The organism is Neobacillus pocheonensis, from assembly GCF_050477905.1.
Lineage (GTDB): Bacteria > Bacillota > Bacilli > Bacillales > Cytobacillaceae > Neobacillus > Neobacillus pocheonensis_A.
Genome location: NZ_JBCNAD010000034.1, coordinates 1 through 17,981 on the forward strand (window position 1 = coordinate 1; position 17,981 = coordinate 17,981).

Here is a 17,981-nt window from a genome sequence, read left to right on the forward strand (position 1 = left end):
CGTTTTTCTAGGTCAGTTCATAGGATGGAAAGGGTTTTTCAAAGCATTAAATACTTTTACCAAATGATTCCTGAATATACCAATTTTCTTCAGGTACAATATTTGAAACGGTTAAAATAAACGAGGGAATCCTTTCAACGTCAAACACAATCGCGCCGATTTTTTTGTTAAACATAATAAAGGCATCACCATGTGAAAATTTGGCTAGCTTTTCGCCAATTTGCTGTAAAAACATAAAGATAGCCTTTTTCTCCTCTGCTTCAATCGATATCTGAGGTGAAAATCTTAAAATCCATTCTTCTCCGTCAATTGAAAATCGATACATGATTTCGCCACCCAATCATGTAAAATTTATTAATTTAACATATGAAAAAGTATGAATTTTATGTTAGAAAATCAATAAAAAACCATTGCCATTCCTTGACTGTCGATTTCCCATATTGTATATTAAAATCATCATGTATCCGAACATGATAATATTCATCTTTGGCACCTAATGAGGGGTGTCTTGAAAGGCTTAGGAGGAAGAAGTACATGCAAAACGGTAAAGTAAAATGGTTTAACAATGAAAAAGGTTTTGGTTTTATCGAAGTTGAAGGTGGAGACGATGTATTCGTACACTTCAGCGCTATCACTGGCGAAGGCTTCAAATCATTAGAAGAAGGCCAAGAAGTTTCTTTCGAAATCGTTGAAGGAAACCGCGGACCTCAAGCATCTAACGTTGTAAAACTATAATCCTAATAATAATAACCATCCAAGGGCTGACAATTTTTGTCAGCCTTTTTAGTTACGTCAGCCTTTTCCCGAATTCCTGAAGCCTTTCTCCCACTGTGCATTGTGTTATGCAAAACCGATGCGCCGCCCTGCGGCCTCCTTCTTTTTTTAAATACTGATGCAAAAAGCAGCCATCACAGTACTGCTTCATCATAGATTCTACCTGACACATTAGCTCTTTTCTGATTTGTTGCTCCACTAAATGAGTACACCACCTATTCTTAAAGGATTAATGTTTTCGCAAAAATTTCTTTTCCTTCTAAAGCTTGAGTAGCAAGCTTATCAGCTTCTTTATTGTCTTTTCTTGGTATAACCGTATATTTGGGAATAATGCCAAGCGCTTTGATTTTTTCCTCAATTCGATCGAGCCAGCGATTAAGCGAATCTTCATAGCATGGCCATTCCCCTTCAAGCTGTTTTAAGACAACCTGAGAGTCGCCCTTAAATTCACATGTTAAGTGCTGAACACCCATATCCTCTAAGATATTTAAGGCATAGTAAAAGGCTGCATATTCTGCTTCATTATTTGTATCCATTTCATCAAAGCGTTCATTAGCACGAATCCGGTATTTCTTCTTTCCTTGTTTAAAAAAGATTACCGCTCCCAGTCCTGCTTGGTTGGTTTCCTTTTGGAAACCTCCATCAAAAAATACAATAATTTCATGGGGATCATCCTCGATCTCTGTTAACAGCCTTTTCATTTCCTTTAATATCCATGATGTTCCCTTTTCATCATAAAAATACAAATCCGATATTTTCCCGGAGCGTTCCAGTTCCTCTCCGATTTCGATGGCTGTTTCACCAGAGACCCATTCAGATGAAAATTGAATTTTTTCGTTACTTTTTAATTTATGATTCCATTCAAGCCTATATTTCATTGTTTTCAGCCCTTCATGAAAGATTTCAGTCACTATTAAATATATTCTTATTTATCATACCCACTTGTGCAATAGAAAAAATATTTTCATGCCTTCCTGTATTAATATATGGTAAACTTTCAGTATCACAATGGTGGAGGAAAATGAATTGATTGAGGTCTACATTGATGGTGCCAGTGCTGGCAATCCTGGCCCAAGTGGTGCGGGAATTTTTATTAATGCAAACGGAACAATTGATAAATATTCGATTCCTTTAGGAGTCATGTCAAACCATGAAGCGGAATTCCATGCTTTTATTCATGCACTGGAAATTTGCTTAGAAAAGGGATATGATGGCTCTCTTGTTTCCTTTCGGACTGATTCGGAATTAGTAAATAAGGCCGTTGAAAAAGAATTTGTAAAAAACAAACTTTATTCTCCCCTGCTCGAAAGGGCATTACATTTATCTAAAAAAATGGACCTATTTTTTATGAAATGGATTCCAAGTGCAGAAAACAAAGCCGCGGATGAGCTTGCAAGACAGGCCATTAAAAAAAATGAAACTGGGGAGCAAACAACATCATGAAAAAACCAATCTATGCTGATTTAAGCTTGCTTTTTGTCACTTTAATTTGGGGGACAACGTTTGTTTTAGTACAAAATGCGATCGATTTTTTGGAGCCGTTTGCCTTTAACGGAATTCGCTTTTTCATTGCAGCCATATTGCTCATCTTATGTCTGCTTATTTTTGAGAGGAAGCAGTTAAAGCACTTGAATTTCAATATTATCAAATCAGGCGTCTTTATTGGTTTCTGGCTATTTCTTGGCTATGTAACTCAAACAATCGGCCTTTTATATACGACCACGTCAAAAGCTGGATTTATCACAGGCCTTAACGTCGTCTTAGTCCCGATATTTTCGATGTTTCTATTAAAGCAGATTCCTAACAGAAATGCCTTTTTAGGTGTCGGAGCTGCTACAATCGGATTATTTTTTCTGACTTTGACGGATGTATCTTCGCTAAATATTGGCGATGGGTTTGTCTTGATATGTGCGATCAGCTTTGCCTTCCAAATTATTTTTACAGGCAAATTTTCAAGCAAGTATCCAACCCTTTTATTAACGGTCATTCAGATTGCAACCGTTGCAATTTTATCGTTGATTTCCTCTTTCATTTTTGAAGATTGGCGAAAATCCTTCAATTTAACTACATTAGAATCAAACGATGTCATTATTGCTCTTATTATTACCAGTGTCTTTGCTACGGCGTTAGCCTTTTTTATCCAAACAAATTTTCAAAAATATACTTCTGCAACAAGGGTCGCTTTAATTTTTGCGATGGAACCAGTCTTTGCTGCCATTACCGGGTATTTTTGGGCGGGTGAACGCCTCTCCATTAGTGCATTGTTTGGATGTATCCTTATTTTTATGGGAATGATCTTTGCTGAAATGCCAGTTAATAAAATCCCTTTACTTAGAAAAAACAAGAGTATTGAAGGATAAAAAAAACTCCCTTTTCCATTTGGATGGGAGTTTTTTATGCTTATATGGCAAGCAATTCCTTTTCTTTAATGAACTTTAGAGCGCCGCTTCTTGTTTTTATCTGATTAGCAATAAATGTTTCCAACAAAGAAACATAAAAACTGCCGTCGAAGGTTTTTTGCGCTTTTAATGTTAGTTCAATTGCCGTATTGATAATTTCATCGGAAGCATTAGTATAATGTTTTCCGAAAAAAATAAAACCAATTGCATCCTCTTGAAGCTGAAATCCTTTTCCTTTCAAGTAGTGCAAATAATCCTCTACTGTTCGCACTTACTTTACCATCCCTCTCCCCACAATATAAAAACATCCCTTTAGAATCTTAACTTAAACTTTAAGATTTTTCTATCTTTTTTTGAGCACTTATGGCCGAGAATGCCCACCAAAACTCCCAAAAGGGCTCCTCCGATTACTTCTTCCGGCTCATGGCCTAACATTTCTTTCAGCTTTTTTGGTTTCTCTTGTTTAAATTCAACACTTTCGTCTTTTTGAATCTTTTCAATTAAGTCATTCATTGAATTGACCTTTAAGGTGAGTTCTCCGGTTTGCCTTCTGACACCCTGGGCATCATACATGACAATTAACCCGTAAACAAGCGAAAGAGCAAAGTCTACTGTAGGTAAACCTCTTTGTAAGGCAATATAGGTTGTTAAGGTTGATACCCCCGCTGAATGGGAACTTGGCATCCCGCCTGTCCCAAAAAATAGCTCTGGTCTCCATTCCTTCTTTTTAACATAATGAATTGGAATTTTTAGCCACTGAGCAAATCCTATGCTAAAAAGGGCCAAATACACACCTTTGTTCATGCTATCACCTCTGTCTTTATTGTTCGGAAGCCTGAGTTTTATTATTCCTAGTGGAAATACTAACAAAACAGGAGGTGAGTGTTTATGGGTAAAAAACTTGGGGCAAGTCGAGGAGTAAAAGCACCTGGCGTGAATCCACAAGGGTATGGACAGGATGCAGAATTCGCTGAAGAACCAAAAAGCAAACTTGAAAATGCTGCTAAAAAGAAGAATACAAAATAATCTGGACTAGAAAAAGGTTGCCTCAAATGAGACAACCTTTTCAATCAGGAAACAAATGCTTCATCTAACGGCAGCAAACGCTGCAGGCCTCGAAGTTCTAATTCCATTAATTTATTTAATGCCTTTTCTTTTTCAATTTTAAGTCCTGCTTCTTCTAACTCACAACTAACAGGAACATCACAATTAATTTCTGCAAGCATCCTTGATAAATGCAGCATTTCAAGGTCCTGTTCAATTTTTGTTTTGTTTGATTTAGATAGCTGTTCCAAGTTTGCAATGATACCCTCAACATGGTCAAACTCTTGCAAAAGCTTTAAAGCGGTCTTCTCTCCGATGCCTTTTACGCCCGGATAATTATCACTCGGGTCGCCCATTAATGCTTTTAAATCAATCATTTGCCTTGGAGTAATCCCTTTTTCTTCAATAAAAGTTTGCGGTGTATGAACAAGATAATTGCCATATCCTTTTTTCAACAAAATAACAGAGATACTTTCATCTAGGAGCTGAAGGATATCTTGGTCCCCAGTTAAGATGGAAACATGAGCAAAATCCTTCGATTGCTTGGCAATAGTACCAATACAATCATCTGCTTCATAGCCTGCTAATCCAATATTAGGAATATTAAACGACGCGACAACCTCTTTTACTAAATCAAATTGCGGGATTAGTTCAACTGGAGCCTCGCCACGATTGCCTTTATAATCTGCGAATAATTCTGTACGAAAGGTTTTACTTCCCATATCCCAACAAACGGCAAGGTGGGAAGGTTTAAAAGATGATACTGCTGTAAATAAATGCTTAATAAAACCATGGATTCCATTTGTCGGAATACCTTTAGAATTTATCATAAATTGTCCTGTTACAGCCGTAGCATAAAAAGCACGGAATAACAGAGCCATACCGTCAACAAGCATTAGTGAAGGCTTTTGATTATTATCCATTTTAGACCTCCTAAATTTCTTGGTGAAAAACAACACGTTTTTCATTATACCATAATCTGAGGTCAAAATTATTCTATTTTATTTTCCTCATAGGAAATCCAATCGCTAAAGCTTCCGACATAAAGTTTAACATGCTTAAAGCCTGCTTCCTTTAAAGCCAAAAAATTTGGAGTAGCCGTTACCCCTGAACCGCAGTAGACGATAATTTGTTTGTTTGTATCAATATCCGAAAATCTTTTTTGCTGATCTTCCATTGATTTATAGGTACCGCTGTTCAAACCTTCCATCCAAGGCTTATTGATTGCACCAGGTATATGTCCTGCTTTCTTATCAATAGGCTCTTCAATCCCCAAAAATCGTTTTTCTTCACGAGAGTCTATTAATACACCGTTTGCAAATTTTCCGGCAGCAATTTCTTTCACTTCATGAATGTCTGCCGCTATTTCAGGCTTTAAATGGATGTGAAATTGTTCTTCTTCAAACGACGGGACGTCAGTAGTGGTCGGATAATTTGCATCAACCCACTGTTTATATCCGCCATCAAGTACATACACTTTTTCATGCCCAAGGTAACGGAGGAGCCACCAAAATCGGGCCGCATAGGCCCCTTCTCCGTTATCATAGGCAACAATAATCTTGTCTTCAGTTATCCCTGCAGTTTCCAGCTTTTTAACGAATTCATATACATCTGGTAATGGGTGTCGTCCCCCGTGCTCCTGAACAGGACTTGAAAGGTCTTTTTCAAGGTCAAAATAAACTGCCCCAGGTAAATGGCCGCTTACATACTCCATCTTCCCTTTATTAACGTCTGCTAATGAAAAGCGGCAATCAATAATTCGTACATTGCTTTCGTTTACATTCTTTAGTAACCATTCTTTGTCCACGATAAATTTCAAGACAATCACCCCATTATTAGACTATTTCTGCAGTTTTTCCTTTACATCCATTAAAAGTTCAATGGAAACACCGCCATCTAATGCTGCGAGAAGGCTCTGGTAATAATCATCCACCTGCTCTTGCATATGACATATTAGACGATTAAATTCAGTCGATAATTCGTTGGCATAATGATCATTCAGACGTTCTGTTTCCAGTTTTAAATAGGCATCTGCAAGTGGATTTAATGTGTTATTCAGCTCTTCACTCATCCATTTTTTATCATTTTTTTCAAAAAAGGATCTTGGATTTTTAAAATAGCCCATTGCTTTTGAAAATAACTGATTATCTAAATTTATAAACGCTGTTTTAAAATCTATCTCTTCACTATGAGCCATTTCAAACACTGAAAAAGAAAGATCTTGATTGATATCAAGCAGTTTTCGAGTGAGCATGGATTGGTAATCCGCAAATCGTTTCTCAACAAACCTGTCTAATCTTACTGTCGTTGCCCTCATTTCTTGAGCAAAATCAAAACCAAGACTTTCTAAAAATTCGTCCAGGGCACCTTGCAGCGCCTTTTTCAAATTGCGTCCGTCATCCCTTAGTGTAGATGGATTAAAAGCTTCTTTAAAGAAATCGCCAAACCTAAGGAAAACTCTTTGTTTGATGTAATAAACCAATTCTTCTGTTTCATGCATTAAACGGCTTTGAATAGCTTCAAGTGATTGTTGTTTAAGTAACTCCTGAATAATTGCCTTTTGTTTTTCGATTTCTTTCCGCTTTTGTTCCTTTATTGCCTTATCTTCTCTTGAATTTTGAATCAGCTTATCCACTAAAGTTTGAACACGGGTTAATTCAGTCTCTGCTGAAGATATGGTCATTTCAGTTAAATCGTTCGAAATAAATTGATAAAAGGCATCTTCAAAAATAGCCATCCCAGAACTTGGATGTTGTGATTGATTGGTTTTCTCTGCTAATGCCTGCAGGCTCGATAAAGAATAGAGATGCGGATTTCTAATCCCATATTTTACAAGCTGTTCCTCCACATATGAGGCCACTGCCACCTTTTCCGCTTCATTTTCGGCAAGGTCGATGGCATTAATAAGGAAGAACATTTTATCCATTTGAAACGATTCTTTCACACGTCCCAGTTGAATGAGAAATTCACGGTCTGCTTTTGAAAAAGCATGGTTGTAATACGTGACAAATAAAATGGCATCAGAGTTTTTGATATAATCAAAGGCTACACCCGTATGTCGGGCATTAATGGAGTCAGCTCCAGGAGTGTCTACAAGCGTTATCCCTTTACGTGTTAGTTCACAATCATAATATAGCTCGATCCATTCGACATAACAGGATTTTTCTTCTTGCGCTACAAACTCATGGAAGTCATTTAAATCGGTTTTTTTGATTTTACCAAGGTGATCAACAAAAAGGTCATAGCCCTTATTAAATGCCTGTAAAAAAGCAAAATGGGTCTTCTCTAAGACTCCTGTCTGATGATCCTTTAACAGTATTTGGTCAATTCTCTTTGCTGCTTCTGTAAAATTGTCAGCATGATATTCAAATACCTTTAAGGAACGATTAACATCATCGAGCATCGTAGTTTTTTCTTTAAATTTTACCAGGACTGTTCCATGGGGATATTCAGCCGTTACTGGCTTTATCTTGTTAATAGCAGCTGTTGTTGGATTCGGTGATACAGGCAGCACTTTTTCCCCCATTAACGCATTAGCAAAAGAGGATTTACCCGCGCTGAAGGCACCAAACAGGGCTACAGTAAAGCCTTTATTATTCAATCTATCTGCCTTTTCGTCTAATTCAGAGGATAGCTTTTGAAAACCAGGCAGGCTTTGAATGATTTCTGATGCCTGATGTAATCGTTCAATTGTAATTTTTAGACGATTGTCTGCGATTGGAGCATTCTTTTTCTCCTTAACAGATACAATATTTGCTTGGACTGTTTGTTCAGGCTTTGCAGTTTTCCCATTAACTGCTTGGATGTCTCCCTCGGCCTTGATTAATTCATATTCCTCTTCATCATCTTGGTTAAACAGATGATAAGTATCTTCTTTAAGGCTTCCTAATTGTATAAGCATCTCCGAAAAATGATTTTCAATCTTATTTATTTTGCTTTCAGATTGGTTTATTGCAGATAATGCATTTACGTATTTCTCGAATTTGCTATATTCTTTCTCATATTTTTCTTTTAATTTAACGTTTTGTTCAGCTAATGCTTCTAAGAAACGAGCTTTAAATTCATGTAAATGATTTCTCGCTAACTTCTTAATTTCATTGGCGACATCTTCTGTATAGTGGAGAAGATATTCCCCCGTTACACGGGCACCGCCTTTAACCGTTTGTTTTAAAATTTCAATCGGAACTGGGACTGAAAAGGCCTGCGCAACACCCAGAAGTTCACCATAATCAAGTTTGGTTTCCTTTAGGGTACGAAGTAAGAACTCGCGTAAATGCCACTCAAGCTGTGATTTCACTTTTTCAAGAATATCTTGATAAAAATGATCCAGCCTCGCCTTTTTTTCCTCTAACGTTTTTTGTTTGGAGAAGAGGAAGCCCACTTTAAATTCCGACTGACACGATTCTAAGTAACTTTCCGCTAATGCTCTTGTTTGAAAAGGCATAAGGTAGGCATTTTTCATGATCTGGGTGATTTCATGATCGAATTCCTTCTCTTTTACGCTAACCCCTTCGTTTAATTTCATTAAGTCTAAGCTGATGCCTTGGTAAGTTACTAACAAAGACTCCTTTTCATCCTCTGGTAATTCATTAAATAGTTCGAGAGAAGGGATGAGCTTTTCATCTTCTTCCTTCCTTAATTCGTTCAGATGATCTTGGGTTATTTTTTTCAATGAATGAAAAATCGACGGAAGGAAAAAATGGTCCTTTGATTCCAATTTTTCAGCAATGAAGTCCTGAAGCTCATGAAATTCATTCAAGCGGTGGTTTTTATACTTTAAGGATGTATAAAAAATCCGCGCTGGCTTTACGCCCCATGAGGCAAATGAATCGACAACACTTTTTTGGAAATCTTGAAAACTCAATTCCTCATCCTTATGCTTATCTATTTGATTAATGACTAAGTATACTTCTTTACCTGCTTCAGTTAGTTCTTTTGTAAATAGGAAGTTTAACTCGGCTTGGACATGGTTATAATCCATCACGTAGAAAATTAAGTCAGCAAGATGAATGGCTGATTCCGTTGCAATACGGTGTGCATCATCAGCAGAATCGATCCCGGGAGTATCCATAATGACTGTGTTAGGAGGTAGATGAGAATCGCTGTGGCTGATTTCAATCTCCTCGATTTTATCACCGTCTTTACAATAGTTTTTGACCATTTCATAATCATAGGGAGCTAAATAAAGCCTCGGCTTTTCATTTTTGAAGAACACTTTGGCGTATTCCTCGCCTGATTTTACCCTTACTAAATTTGCACTCGTGGGAATCGGACTAGATGGGAGTAAATTTTCACCGACAACCTGGTTAATCATCGTCGATTTTCCTGCGGAAAAATGGCCGCAAAACGCAATGGTAAATTCGCGATTTTCTAATTTTTTGGCAAGTTGCTTCACCTTTTCAGCATGCTGCAAGTCCTTCTCTGCCAATAAATAATCATATATTGAAACAAGCTTCTGTTTTAGCGATTGCCTGGTTTCATTTGGATTGACTGTTTTAATCATTACGTATATACCCCTTAACAACATATTAATAGTTTTATTTTATACGATAATTCAAACTTTTCCTATCTTGACACTTATTGAAAACAAAAAAAAACAAGGCTTTCACCTTGGTTTAATGAAAAAATGTATTAATGTGTAACATTTTTTAAAACGTGCTTCATGACAAATGCATAGATTATAACCGTTCCGCCCACAAAAGCAAAAGTCATATGTAACACCTTCCTTATCAGACTCTCAGATGAGAATGATTTTCATCGTTAACCTCATAATAGCACAGCTGATAATCATTTTCAATACACCTTTTGTTTTGTCACAATTATTTAACAAACTTTGGTATAAACCGATTACAGTCCTGAAAATCTCCTTCATATTCCGTTAAGCTTTTCAATACCTTTTCTTCCTCTTGAATTCGAATGGTCAAGATTATTCCATTTAATAATGTAAACAAACAAGCAGTATAATAAGCGGAAAACATGCAGGGAATAACCAGTAATTCGATTGAGACAACAAAATAATTTGGGTGCCTAATAAAACGGTACGGACCTTTTTTGACTGCTTTGGCACCTGGTAAGACGATGATTTTTGTATTCCAATACCTTCCAAGTGATGTAATAACCCAAATCCTTAAGAATTGGACTAGAACAAATCCAAAAAGAAACAAGGGCCAAACAGGGGATAATCCACGATTTAGAAAAACCTTTTCTACTAATAAACTGACAAAAAACATCGTGTGCATTAGTACCATAAAATAGTAATGGCCTTTTCCAAATTCAACGGCTCCCTGCTGCTTCAGCCATTTTTCATTACTTTTCGCCACCAAAAGTTCCAATATTCGTTGTAGCACTATGAAAGAAAATAAAAACATGAACGGAAGAATATCAATCATTTAATTCCACCTCAAAAGAAGTAATTCTGAGCTAAATCCAGGACCAAGAGCGGTGCAAAGCCCGATTGATCCCTCGGGAATCCTCCTCTCCATATAACGTTTGAGTACATACAAAATGGTGGCAGAGGACATATTACCATACTGTTTTAAAACCTCAAGAGATATGTCCGTCATCGAAGCAGGAATTCCTAATGAATTTATATAGGCATCAATTACTTTTTTCCCGCCTGGATGGGCAATAAAATGGTCAATTTGTGCAAGAGTGAGCTCGTTTTCCTCTAAAAAGGCACTAACATTTGGCTTTAGCCAATCTTCAATAATATGGGGGATATCCCGAGAAAAAACGACATACAATCCCGAATTCTTTATGTCCCAGCCCATTACATCTAAAGAATTGGGCATAAGTGTGGACTGGGTTGAAATGATAGAAGGTGAAGTTGCTTGCTTTTGAAAGCCTTCATGGCCAGTTTCATCTCCACAAACCAATGCACAGGCAATACCATCAGCAAAGAGAGTGGTTCCAATTAGATTGCTTTTGGAAAGGTCATTGTGCTGGAACGTTAAACTGCATAATTCAACAGAAAGGACAAGGACTTTTGCTTTAGGAAAAGCAAGGCAGTATTCAAATGCTCTAGATAAGCCAGCAGCTCCACCCGCACAACCCAAACCCCAAATCGGGATTCGTTTCGTATGGGGCCGAAACGGCAATGTATTCATGATTCTCGCTTCAATGCTCGGGGTAGCGATACCGGTAGTCGAAATAAAAAATATCGCGTCTATTTCTTCATAAGGAATCGTTTCGGAGAGAAAAAAATTACTATGTAAACACTTTTCAATGGCTTCTTTTCCGAGTGTGACAGCCGAATCGATATATGCGTTGTTTTTTTCCTCAAAGGTATGATTCTCATGAAACCATTCTATATTGTTCACGAAATGTCTCTTTTCGATTTGACCATTTTGAAACGCTTTTAATAGACGTTCAATATCCTTGAACGAATCTGTGAAAAGTTCTCTCGCGAACTCCGATGCTTGCTCTTGTTTAATTTCATATGGGGGAATAGCCTCAGCAATGGAAGTAATCGTAGGCATAATCATTCTCCTTCGACGATGGTAAGGATATTTTTTCCAGTCAATAGAGGATTATACGGAGAAAGTGAAGGATACATAAAAAAAGCTTCCCCAATATGGAGAAGCAAACGTTTTGAAGGTTGTTGTTGTGCTCTTTTATTATAGCGTGGAATTGCATTTCGTACATTGCATAAACATTTCCATTTTATTGTTTATCAGGTTGTTTTTGAACTTCAATTTTTATTTTTTTATTCGCGATTGATCCGCAAATCTTACAGATTTCCACAGTATCGTAGAGAAGTCGACATTTCTCACAATAATATTTTTCCACTAGAAGCACGCTCTTTTCTGAAGGAAAATTAAGCATTTATTATTATCATATTTCCACTTTCCCAATTTTGTGACAACAATTTAAAATTGAACATTTTTTCACATATTAAATGATAATCAATTACATTTATCACAGGTCAAAAGTGATAATTCACATTTTAGTCACAAATGCCTCCTGTCTTTTGTGATATAAATCACTGTTGCATCAAGTTTTTAACATTAACATTGTAGATACCTAAGGAATGAACAATTTGTGAACTTCCAAATTTCATATTTTTCTTTCATGATAGTTTTGTATTATGAAAGAGAACTAATTTAATTATTTTTTAATTTTCTGAAGGGAGTGCAAGGGGATGGCGAAAACGGAATTAAAAACAAATCAAAAAACAGAAATTGAAGACAGCTCTTCTCTCAAGGGGACACTCGCATCTGTTTTCTTTTTGGGAATCTTTATTGTTGTCACTTGGATCAGTGTCTACTACCTATTTGTTGAACGTTTTTAAAGATTAAGGAGGAAATAATTATGCATATGCATAAATTTGAAAAAATTTGGCTGATTTTTGGAATTAGCTGCCTTGTTATTTTCTTATCAGTTGTAGGTGTAAGCGCCTTCTATCTAGGCAATAAACCGCCTAGCTGCTTAACGACTATAAACCCGGCAAAAGTCGATCAAACAAAGCCATTTGACAAACCAGGCTTACATAAGGTTGAAGGTAAAGAGTGGGATTATGAATTAGTATTTGTAGCATCTACTTTCTCTTATAATCCTGGACAGGTGAAAGTGCCGCTTGGGGCAAAGGTTAGAGTGATCGCCACTACTAAAGACGTTATCCACGGTTTCGAAGTGGCGGGAACCAATATTAATATGATGCTTGAACCTGGTTATGTCAGTGAGTATACAACAACGTTTGACAAAGCTGGAGAGTACTTAATTGTTTGTAATGAATATTGTGGTGCTGGTCACCATTTAATGAGCTCGAAAATTGAGGTGGTAAAATAATGGTTAACTCAGCTGTTTCAAAAATAAAAGTTGACCCTCGTGATGCAAAGCTTTCAATGGCGCATTTTTATGTGGCTTTTACAGCCCTTGCTCTTGGAGGTCTAATGGGTTTACTGCAAACTCTCGTCCGTTCTGGAAAATATGAACTCCCTGGAGGCATCGGTTATTATCAATTGTTAACCGTTCACGGCGTCATGATGGGACTTGTGTTAACAACCTTCTTTATTATGGGATTTCAATATGCTGCAGTAAGCCGTACAGCAGGAACCCACTCTAATGCTGCTAGACGTACTGGCTGGATTGGTTTTTGGACCATGACTATTGGTACTGCAATGGCTGCAACAATGATTCTATTGAACAAAGCTTCTGTTCTTTATACTTTTTATGCACCATTACAAGCACATTGGATCTTTTATCTAGGAATGACCTTGGTCGTTGTAGGAAGTTGGATCGACGGTGCTGCACAAATTATGACCTATGCAAAATGGCGCAGGAATAATCCTGGAAAACCTAGCCCATTATTAAGCTTCATGGCTGTCATTAATACAGTACTTTGGATTGTCGCTACTCTGGGTGTAGCAGCAACCGTTTTATTCCAATTGCTCCCATGGTCACTTGGCTTAGTTGACACTGTTGATGTATTAGTTAGCCGTACTTTATTCTGGTATTTCGGACATCCATTAGTATATTTCTGGTTACTTCCCGCTTATATGTGTTGGTATACCATTATTCCAAAAATTATCGGAGGAAAGATTTTCTCAGATTCTTTAGCAAGATTATCATTTATTTTATTCCTATTATTCTCTATTCCGGTCGGATTCCACCACCAGTTAACAGAACCGGGAATTGATCCAGCTTGGAAGTTTTTCCAAGTAATCCTAACTTTCATGGTTATTATCCCATCCCTAATGACTGCGTTCTCTCTATTTGCTACATTTGAAAGATATGGACGCTCTAAAGGGGCAACAGGACTTTTTGGCTGGTTTAGGGTTCTTCCTTGGGGAGATGCACGTTTCACTGTTCCATTTATCGGTATGGCATCATTCATTCCTGCAGGCGCAGGCGGTATCATCAATGCTTCAAACCAAATGGACCAAGTCGTTCACAATACCATTTGGGTTACAGGGCACTTCCATTTAACTGCTGCCACTTCTGTAGTATTAACGTTCTTTGGGATTTCTTATTGGCTTATTCCGCATTTAACAGGACGCAAACTGACAAAAGCGATGAATAAATTAGGTATCATTCAAGGCTGGGTTTGGTTTATTGGGATGGTGTTTATGTCAGGTGCTATGCACTTTGAAGGCCTTCTTGGCGGACCAAGACGTTCTGCTTTCTCCACATATGGCGGAGCAAAACAAGCAGCTGAATGGATTCCATATCAAATTGCTCAAGCTGTGGGCGGAACAATCTTATTTTTAGGCATAATCCTAGTTTTAATTATTTTCATTAACCTAGCATTTTTTGCTCCAAAAGGTGAAGAAGAATTCCCTGTTGGTGAAGCAGAAAACCTACAGGAAACAGCTCCAATGGTATTTGAAAACTGGAAACTATGGCTTGGCATTACTGCTGCCATCATCCTATTTGCTTACACAATACCATTTATTGATATCATACAAAATGCACCACCAGGATCTAAGGGCTTTAAGACCTGGTAAAAAGGATGAAAGGCTTCAATCATTTTTGATTGAAGCCTTTTGTTTTAGCATTTTTCTCCCCGAACCCGCTGGCAAATTTATGAGTAGAACAGATAATAGAATAATCGCTGAGCCTAACCCTTGAATGACACCGAAATTTTCGTCATATAAAAATACGCTTAATACGGTAGCAACAATCGGCTCTACAGTGGCAATAATGGCAGCTTTACTGGTTTCAACATTCTCGAGCCCTTTTGTATAAAATAAATAGGCAAGAACGGTTGGAAACAATCCTAATCCGATTCCATAAAAGACAACATCCCCACTAATTAGAACTTGCCCCTTATTCCATAAACCCGTTAAAGGCAGCAAAGTGATGGCTGCGACAATAAATGTATAAAATGTTACCGTAAAGGGGGTGTACTTTTTAAGGGCGAATTTACCAAAAATACTATAAAGTGCATAGCCGAAACCTGCTCCAAGGCCTGTGAGCAGTCCCCCTCCACTGATGGAGACGGCAGCCTTCGCATTGACTCCTGCAATCAATACGCAGCCAAGAATCGTTCCTCCGACAGAAATGAGCTTAATCGAATTCATTTTTTCTTTTAGAAAGAAATAGGATAAAACAGTGACAAAAGCAGGTGCTGTATACAATAAGATGACGGCAATCGATAAATTCATTTGACTTATGGCAGAGAAGTAGCACCAATTAAATAACACTATGCTGCAAATTCCCGTCCCAATAAACATTGGGAGATCCTTTAGAGCAATTTTTAGTTGGTCCCGATATTGGATCATACCAATGATACCAAGTAAAATAGCTGCTGTGACAACCCGTAATGTCACAATTTCCATTGAGGAAAAGCCAAAACCCGTAAGTTTTCTTACAAAAATCGCAATGATTCCCCATAAGGCTGCACTTGAGGAAATGAGTAGCATCGGAATAGACGTCTTCAATTTAGCTGATAAACCCTCCCGTATTTCTCATAGAGATAATCAATTAAGTATTTAGCATTAAGCCCTTCCCCCGTTACATCTTGCAGGATTTCTAACGGTTTTTTTATTTTTCCGTATCGATGGATATTTTTTGTCAGCCATTCTTTAATCGGCAGCATGTTTCCTTCTTCTAGCAACCGATCAAAATTCGGAAGTTCCTCGAGCATTTTATGCTTAAATTGAGCTGCGTACATGTATCCTAATGCATAGGAAGGGAAATAGCCGAAGCTCCCTCCTGCCCAATGGACATCTTGGAGAACGCCAACTGCATCATTACCTGGACGGATACCTAAATATTCCTCATACATATCATTCCAGACCTTCGGCAGGTCTTTCACTTCAATTTCATCATTAAATAATCTTTTTTCGATTTCATATCGGATGATAATATGCAGCGGATAGGTTAATTCATCAGCTTCAATTCGGATAAAAGATGGTTTTGATTCATTAATTGCCCGATAAAAATCTTCAATCCCAACGTGTTCAAATTGACCGGAGGAGTACTTCTTTAGAAGTTCATAATTTCTTTTCCAAAATGAAAGGCTTCGTCCCACAATATTTTCATAGAAAAGAGATTGTGATTCATGAATCCCCATTGAAGTTCCTGTACAAAGCGGAGTGCCAATCAGTTCTTTTGATATATTTTGTTCGTACAAGGCATGCCCGCCTTCATGGATCGTACCAAAAACAGCAGTTCGAAAATCCTGCTCATCATATTTTGTTGTTACACGTACATCCCCAGGATTTAGTCCAATGGCAAATGGATGGACGGTTTCATCCAGTCTGCCAGCTTTAAAGTTATAACCCATTTGGGCAAGAATTTCTAAACTAAATTCTCGCTGTTGTTCTTTATTAAATGATTTAAATAGAAAGTCCGTTTTAGGTTTATTGGAGGATTCAGAGATTTGCTTTACCAGAGGGACAATTTTTCCCCTTAGTTCACCAAATACATTATCTAGTACTTCAGTTGTAACCCCTGGCTCAAACATATCCAATAACACATTATATTTATTTCCTTCGTATCCCCAATAGGAAATAAACCGTTTTGTCATTTCTACCAATTTCTCTAAATAAGGACTAAACATGGTAAAGTCAGCCTTTTCTTTTGCCTCTTCCCAAATGCTCTCAGCTTTAGACTGAAGAACGACATATTCTTTATATTCTTCAGCAGGAATTTTTTTATTTCGTTCATATTCCTTTTTGCATTCTTCAAGAATTCTTCTGCTTGATTCAGGAAGTTCCGCATTGGTTAGGCTTGCTATGTAAGCTGCCATTTCTTCAGAGGTGGACATTTTAAAAACTTCAGATGATAACATTCCGATTACTTCTGATCTTTGTTCCACACCCTTCTTTGGAGCGCCAGTACGTAGATCCCAATAAATTAATCCAATAGCTTCATTATAAGCAGACATTTTCTTCACGTATTCAATAAACTCTTTTTCTAAAACCGTAGTCATGGCATTCCCCCCATTTCAGTACCGATTAAATTTTATCATATTTTTCTGAAAAATTGTTACGAAATGGGCTTATAAAAAGGCTCTTTTAAATTTGGCTGTTGATTTCCGCTCCAGGCGCTCAGCGCCGCGCGGGCGTGCCAGGGAGCCTCCTCGGCGCATTTGCGCCTGTGGGGTCTCCCCTGCCCCGTACTCCCGCAGGAGTCGAGCGCCTTCCTCTCCAATCAACAGAGTATAAAAAACAACAATTTAGTATAACAGAACTTAAAAAAACAACAGAAATGAATTCTGTTGTAAAATAAGTTTATAGGAAAATAGAGATGCTTCAATGGAAAATAAATAAAATGCTCAGAGAGAGTTGAGTGACACTATTACTTTTTGCTAATGGCAACTTTCCATACTTCAGGACCTTCTTCAAGGTATTCCCAAGTAAATTGCTCCGTTCTTTCCATCATGAACTGATATAAAAGCGGTCTTAGATCATGGTCGTTGACAATCTGCATTGTCTCACCAGATACTAATTCGTCGAATGTGTTAAAAATTGTCAAATGTTTTTCTCGTGGCGGGTAATCTGGTACATTAATTACTTTTGCGTAAGTTTGCATCATTATCACTCCTTTTAATTTGTTAATCCTCTTTTATTATAGAAAAAGAATCGTCACCACCGAGTGAACCTCATCACACCCAAAACATGATTTTGTTAATAGAATGTGAATTTTTTAGGGGGAGTACCAATGACTGAATTAGTAGGTACGTGTTTAGCTTGCAAGAAAGATATCTATTGTTTAGACGGCTTTTTAAACGGTGTTCTTACGAATGAAAAAGAGATTTATTGTTTCAACTGTTACGAAAACACGAAAAATGATGAAAAAAATCCGCAAAACTGAAGC

At 37.4% G+C, this 17,981-nt stretch carries 21 protein-coding genes; 8 read left to right on the forward strand and 13 right to left on the reverse strand.

Annotated elements, in window-relative coordinates; translation table 11 throughout:
- Positions 1-46: 46 nt before the first annotated feature.
- On the reverse strand, positions 47-325 hold the full coding sequence (locus ABES02_RS19100; protein WP_430138382.1) for a hypothetical protein: 279 nt from the start codon (positions 323-325) through the stop codon (positions 47-49).
- A gap of 209 nt (positions 326-534) precedes the next feature.
- Between ABES02_RS19100 and cspD the strand changes: the two genes are divergently transcribed.
- The gene (gene cspD / locus ABES02_RS19105; protein ID WP_430138384.1) at positions 535-735 is read left to right on the forward strand and encodes a cold-shock protein CspD; all 201 of its coding nucleotides are present in this window, start codon (positions 535-537) and stop codon (positions 733-735) included.
- A 52-nt stretch (positions 736-787) separates the two neighbouring features.
- Here cspD and ABES02_RS19110 read toward each other — a convergent pair whose 3' ends face one another.
- The gene (locus ABES02_RS19110; protein ID WP_430138579.1) at positions 788-946 is read right to left on the reverse strand and encodes a zinc-finger domain-containing protein; all 159 of its coding nucleotides are present in this window, start codon (positions 944-946) and stop codon (positions 788-790) included.
- Between the two features lie 49 nt (positions 947-995).
- Positions 996-1,652 (reverse strand): reverse transcriptase-like protein, encoded by a 657-nt coding sequence (locus ABES02_RS19115; RefSeq protein WP_430138387.1) that lies wholly within the window; start codon positions 1,650-1,652, stop codon positions 996-998.
- Between the two features lie 148 nt (positions 1,653-1,800).
- On the opposite strand from ABES02_RS19115, the gene ABES02_RS19120 reads away from it, so the two are divergent.
- Together ABES02_RS19120 and ABES02_RS19125 are read left to right on the forward strand one after the other, a co-directional pair.
- Positions 1,801-2,217, forward strand: coding sequence for an RNase H family protein (locus ABES02_RS19120; RefSeq protein ID WP_430138390.1), 417 nt, complete (start codon positions 1,801-1,803; stop codon positions 2,215-2,217).
- Positions 2,214-3,134, forward strand: coding sequence for a DMT family transporter (locus tag ABES02_RS19125; RefSeq protein ID WP_430138392.1), 921 nt, complete (start codon positions 2,214-2,216; stop codon positions 3,132-3,134). The genes ABES02_RS19120 and ABES02_RS19125 overlap by 4 nt, the downstream gene beginning before the upstream one ends.
- A gap of 40 nt (positions 3,135-3,174) precedes the next feature.
- Here ABES02_RS19125 and ABES02_RS19130 read toward each other — a convergent pair whose 3' ends face one another.
- A complete protein-coding gene (locus ABES02_RS19130; RefSeq protein WP_430138394.1) occupies positions 3,175-3,444 on the reverse strand; it encodes a DUF6123 family protein in 270 nt (89 codons plus the stop codon).
- Between the two features lie 41 nt (positions 3,445-3,485).
- Positions 3,486-3,977 carry a divergent PAP2 family protein gene (locus ABES02_RS19135; RefSeq protein ID WP_430138396.1) on the reverse strand — a complete coding sequence of 164 codons (492 nt, stop codon included), beginning with the start codon at positions 3,975-3,977 and terminating at the stop codon, positions 3,486-3,488.
- 84 nt (positions 3,978-4,061) lie between these two features.
- On the opposite strand from ABES02_RS19135, the gene sspL reads away from it, so the two are divergent.
- Complete coding sequence (gene sspL / locus ABES02_RS19140; protein ID WP_223593381.1) at positions 4,062-4,199, forward strand: small, acid-soluble spore protein L; 138 nt, start codon at positions 4,062-4,064, stop codon at positions 4,197-4,199.
- A 44-nt stretch (positions 4,200-4,243) separates the two neighbouring features.
- Here the strand turns inward: sspL and ABES02_RS19145 are convergent, their stop codons facing one another.
- The 5 genes from ABES02_RS19145 to ABES02_RS19165 form a co-directional block, all read right to left on the reverse strand.
- Positions 4,244-5,140 carry a 5'-3' exonuclease gene (locus ABES02_RS19145; RefSeq protein ID WP_430138400.1) on the reverse strand — a complete coding sequence of 299 codons (897 nt, stop codon included), beginning with the start codon at positions 5,138-5,140 and terminating at the stop codon, positions 4,244-4,246.
- Positions 5,141-5,208: 68 nt separating this feature from the next.
- Positions 5,209-6,045 carry a sulfurtransferase gene (locus tag ABES02_RS19150; protein ID WP_430138403.1) on the reverse strand — a complete coding sequence of 279 codons (837 nt, stop codon included), beginning with the start codon at positions 6,043-6,045 and terminating at the stop codon, positions 5,209-5,211.
- Between the two features lie 12 nt (positions 6,046-6,057).
- Positions 6,058-9,720 (reverse strand): dynamin family protein, encoded by a 3,663-nt coding sequence (locus ABES02_RS19155; protein ID WP_430138405.1) that lies wholly within the window; start codon positions 9,718-9,720, stop codon positions 6,058-6,060.
- Positions 9,721-10,036: 316 nt separating this feature from the next.
- Positions 10,037-10,606, reverse strand: a complete 570-nt coding sequence (locus tag ABES02_RS19160; protein ID WP_430138408.1) for an isoprenylcysteine carboxyl methyltransferase family protein — start codon at positions 10,604-10,606, stop codon at positions 10,037-10,039.
- Positions 10,607-11,695, reverse strand: a complete 1,089-nt coding sequence (locus tag ABES02_RS19165) for a type III polyketide synthase (protein WP_430138410.1) — start codon at positions 11,693-11,695, stop codon at positions 10,607-10,609.
- 662 nt (positions 11,696-12,357) lie between these two features.
- Here ABES02_RS19165 and ABES02_RS19170 point away from each other — a divergent pair.
- From ABES02_RS19170 to ABES02_RS19180, 3 genes are read left to right on the forward strand one after another with little or no spacing between them, the layout of a single operon-like run.
- Positions 12,358-12,507 carry a cytochrome c oxidase subunit 2A gene (locus tag ABES02_RS19170; RefSeq protein ID WP_430138413.1) on the forward strand — a complete coding sequence of 50 codons (150 nt, stop codon included), beginning with the start codon at positions 12,358-12,360 and terminating at the stop codon, positions 12,505-12,507.
- Between the two features lie 20 nt (positions 12,508-12,527).
- The gene (locus tag ABES02_RS19175; RefSeq protein ID WP_430138416.1) at positions 12,528-13,004 is read left to right on the forward strand and encodes a cytochrome c oxidase subunit II; all 477 of its coding nucleotides are present in this window, start codon (positions 12,528-12,530) and stop codon (positions 13,002-13,004) included.
- Positions 13,004-14,662 (forward strand): b(o/a)3-type cytochrome-c oxidase subunit 1, encoded by a 1,659-nt coding sequence (locus ABES02_RS19180; protein ID WP_430138419.1) that lies wholly within the window; start codon positions 13,004-13,006, stop codon positions 14,660-14,662. The genes ABES02_RS19175 and ABES02_RS19180 overlap by 1 nt, the downstream gene beginning before the upstream one ends.
- A 15-nt stretch (positions 14,663-14,677) precedes the next feature.
- Here the strand turns inward: ABES02_RS19180 and ABES02_RS19185 are convergent, their stop codons facing one another.
- The 3 genes from ABES02_RS19185 to ABES02_RS19195 form a co-directional block, all read right to left on the reverse strand.
- Positions 14,678-15,598, reverse strand: coding sequence for a DMT family transporter (locus ABES02_RS19185; RefSeq protein WP_430138421.1), 921 nt, complete (start codon positions 15,596-15,598; stop codon positions 14,678-14,680).
- The gene (locus tag ABES02_RS19190) at positions 15,595-17,094 is read right to left on the reverse strand and encodes a carboxypeptidase M32 (protein WP_430138425.1); all 1,500 of its coding nucleotides are present in this window, start codon (positions 17,092-17,094) and stop codon (positions 15,595-15,597) included. Before ABES02_RS19190 ends, ABES02_RS19185 begins: the two co-directional genes overlap by 4 nt.
- A 368-nt stretch (positions 17,095-17,462) precedes the next feature.
- Positions 17,463-17,696: a DUF2249 domain-containing protein gene (locus tag ABES02_RS19195; protein WP_430138428.1), complete on the reverse strand. Its 234-nt coding sequence runs from the start codon at positions 17,694-17,696 to the stop codon at positions 17,463-17,465.
- Positions 17,697-17,825: 129 nt separating this feature from the next.
- On the opposite strand from ABES02_RS19195, the gene ABES02_RS19200 reads away from it, so the two are divergent.
- Positions 17,826-17,978, forward strand: a complete 153-nt coding sequence (locus tag ABES02_RS19200) for a hypothetical protein (RefSeq protein WP_430138431.1) — start codon at positions 17,826-17,828, stop codon at positions 17,976-17,978.
- The last annotated feature ends 3 nt before the right edge of the window (positions 17,979-17,981 follow it).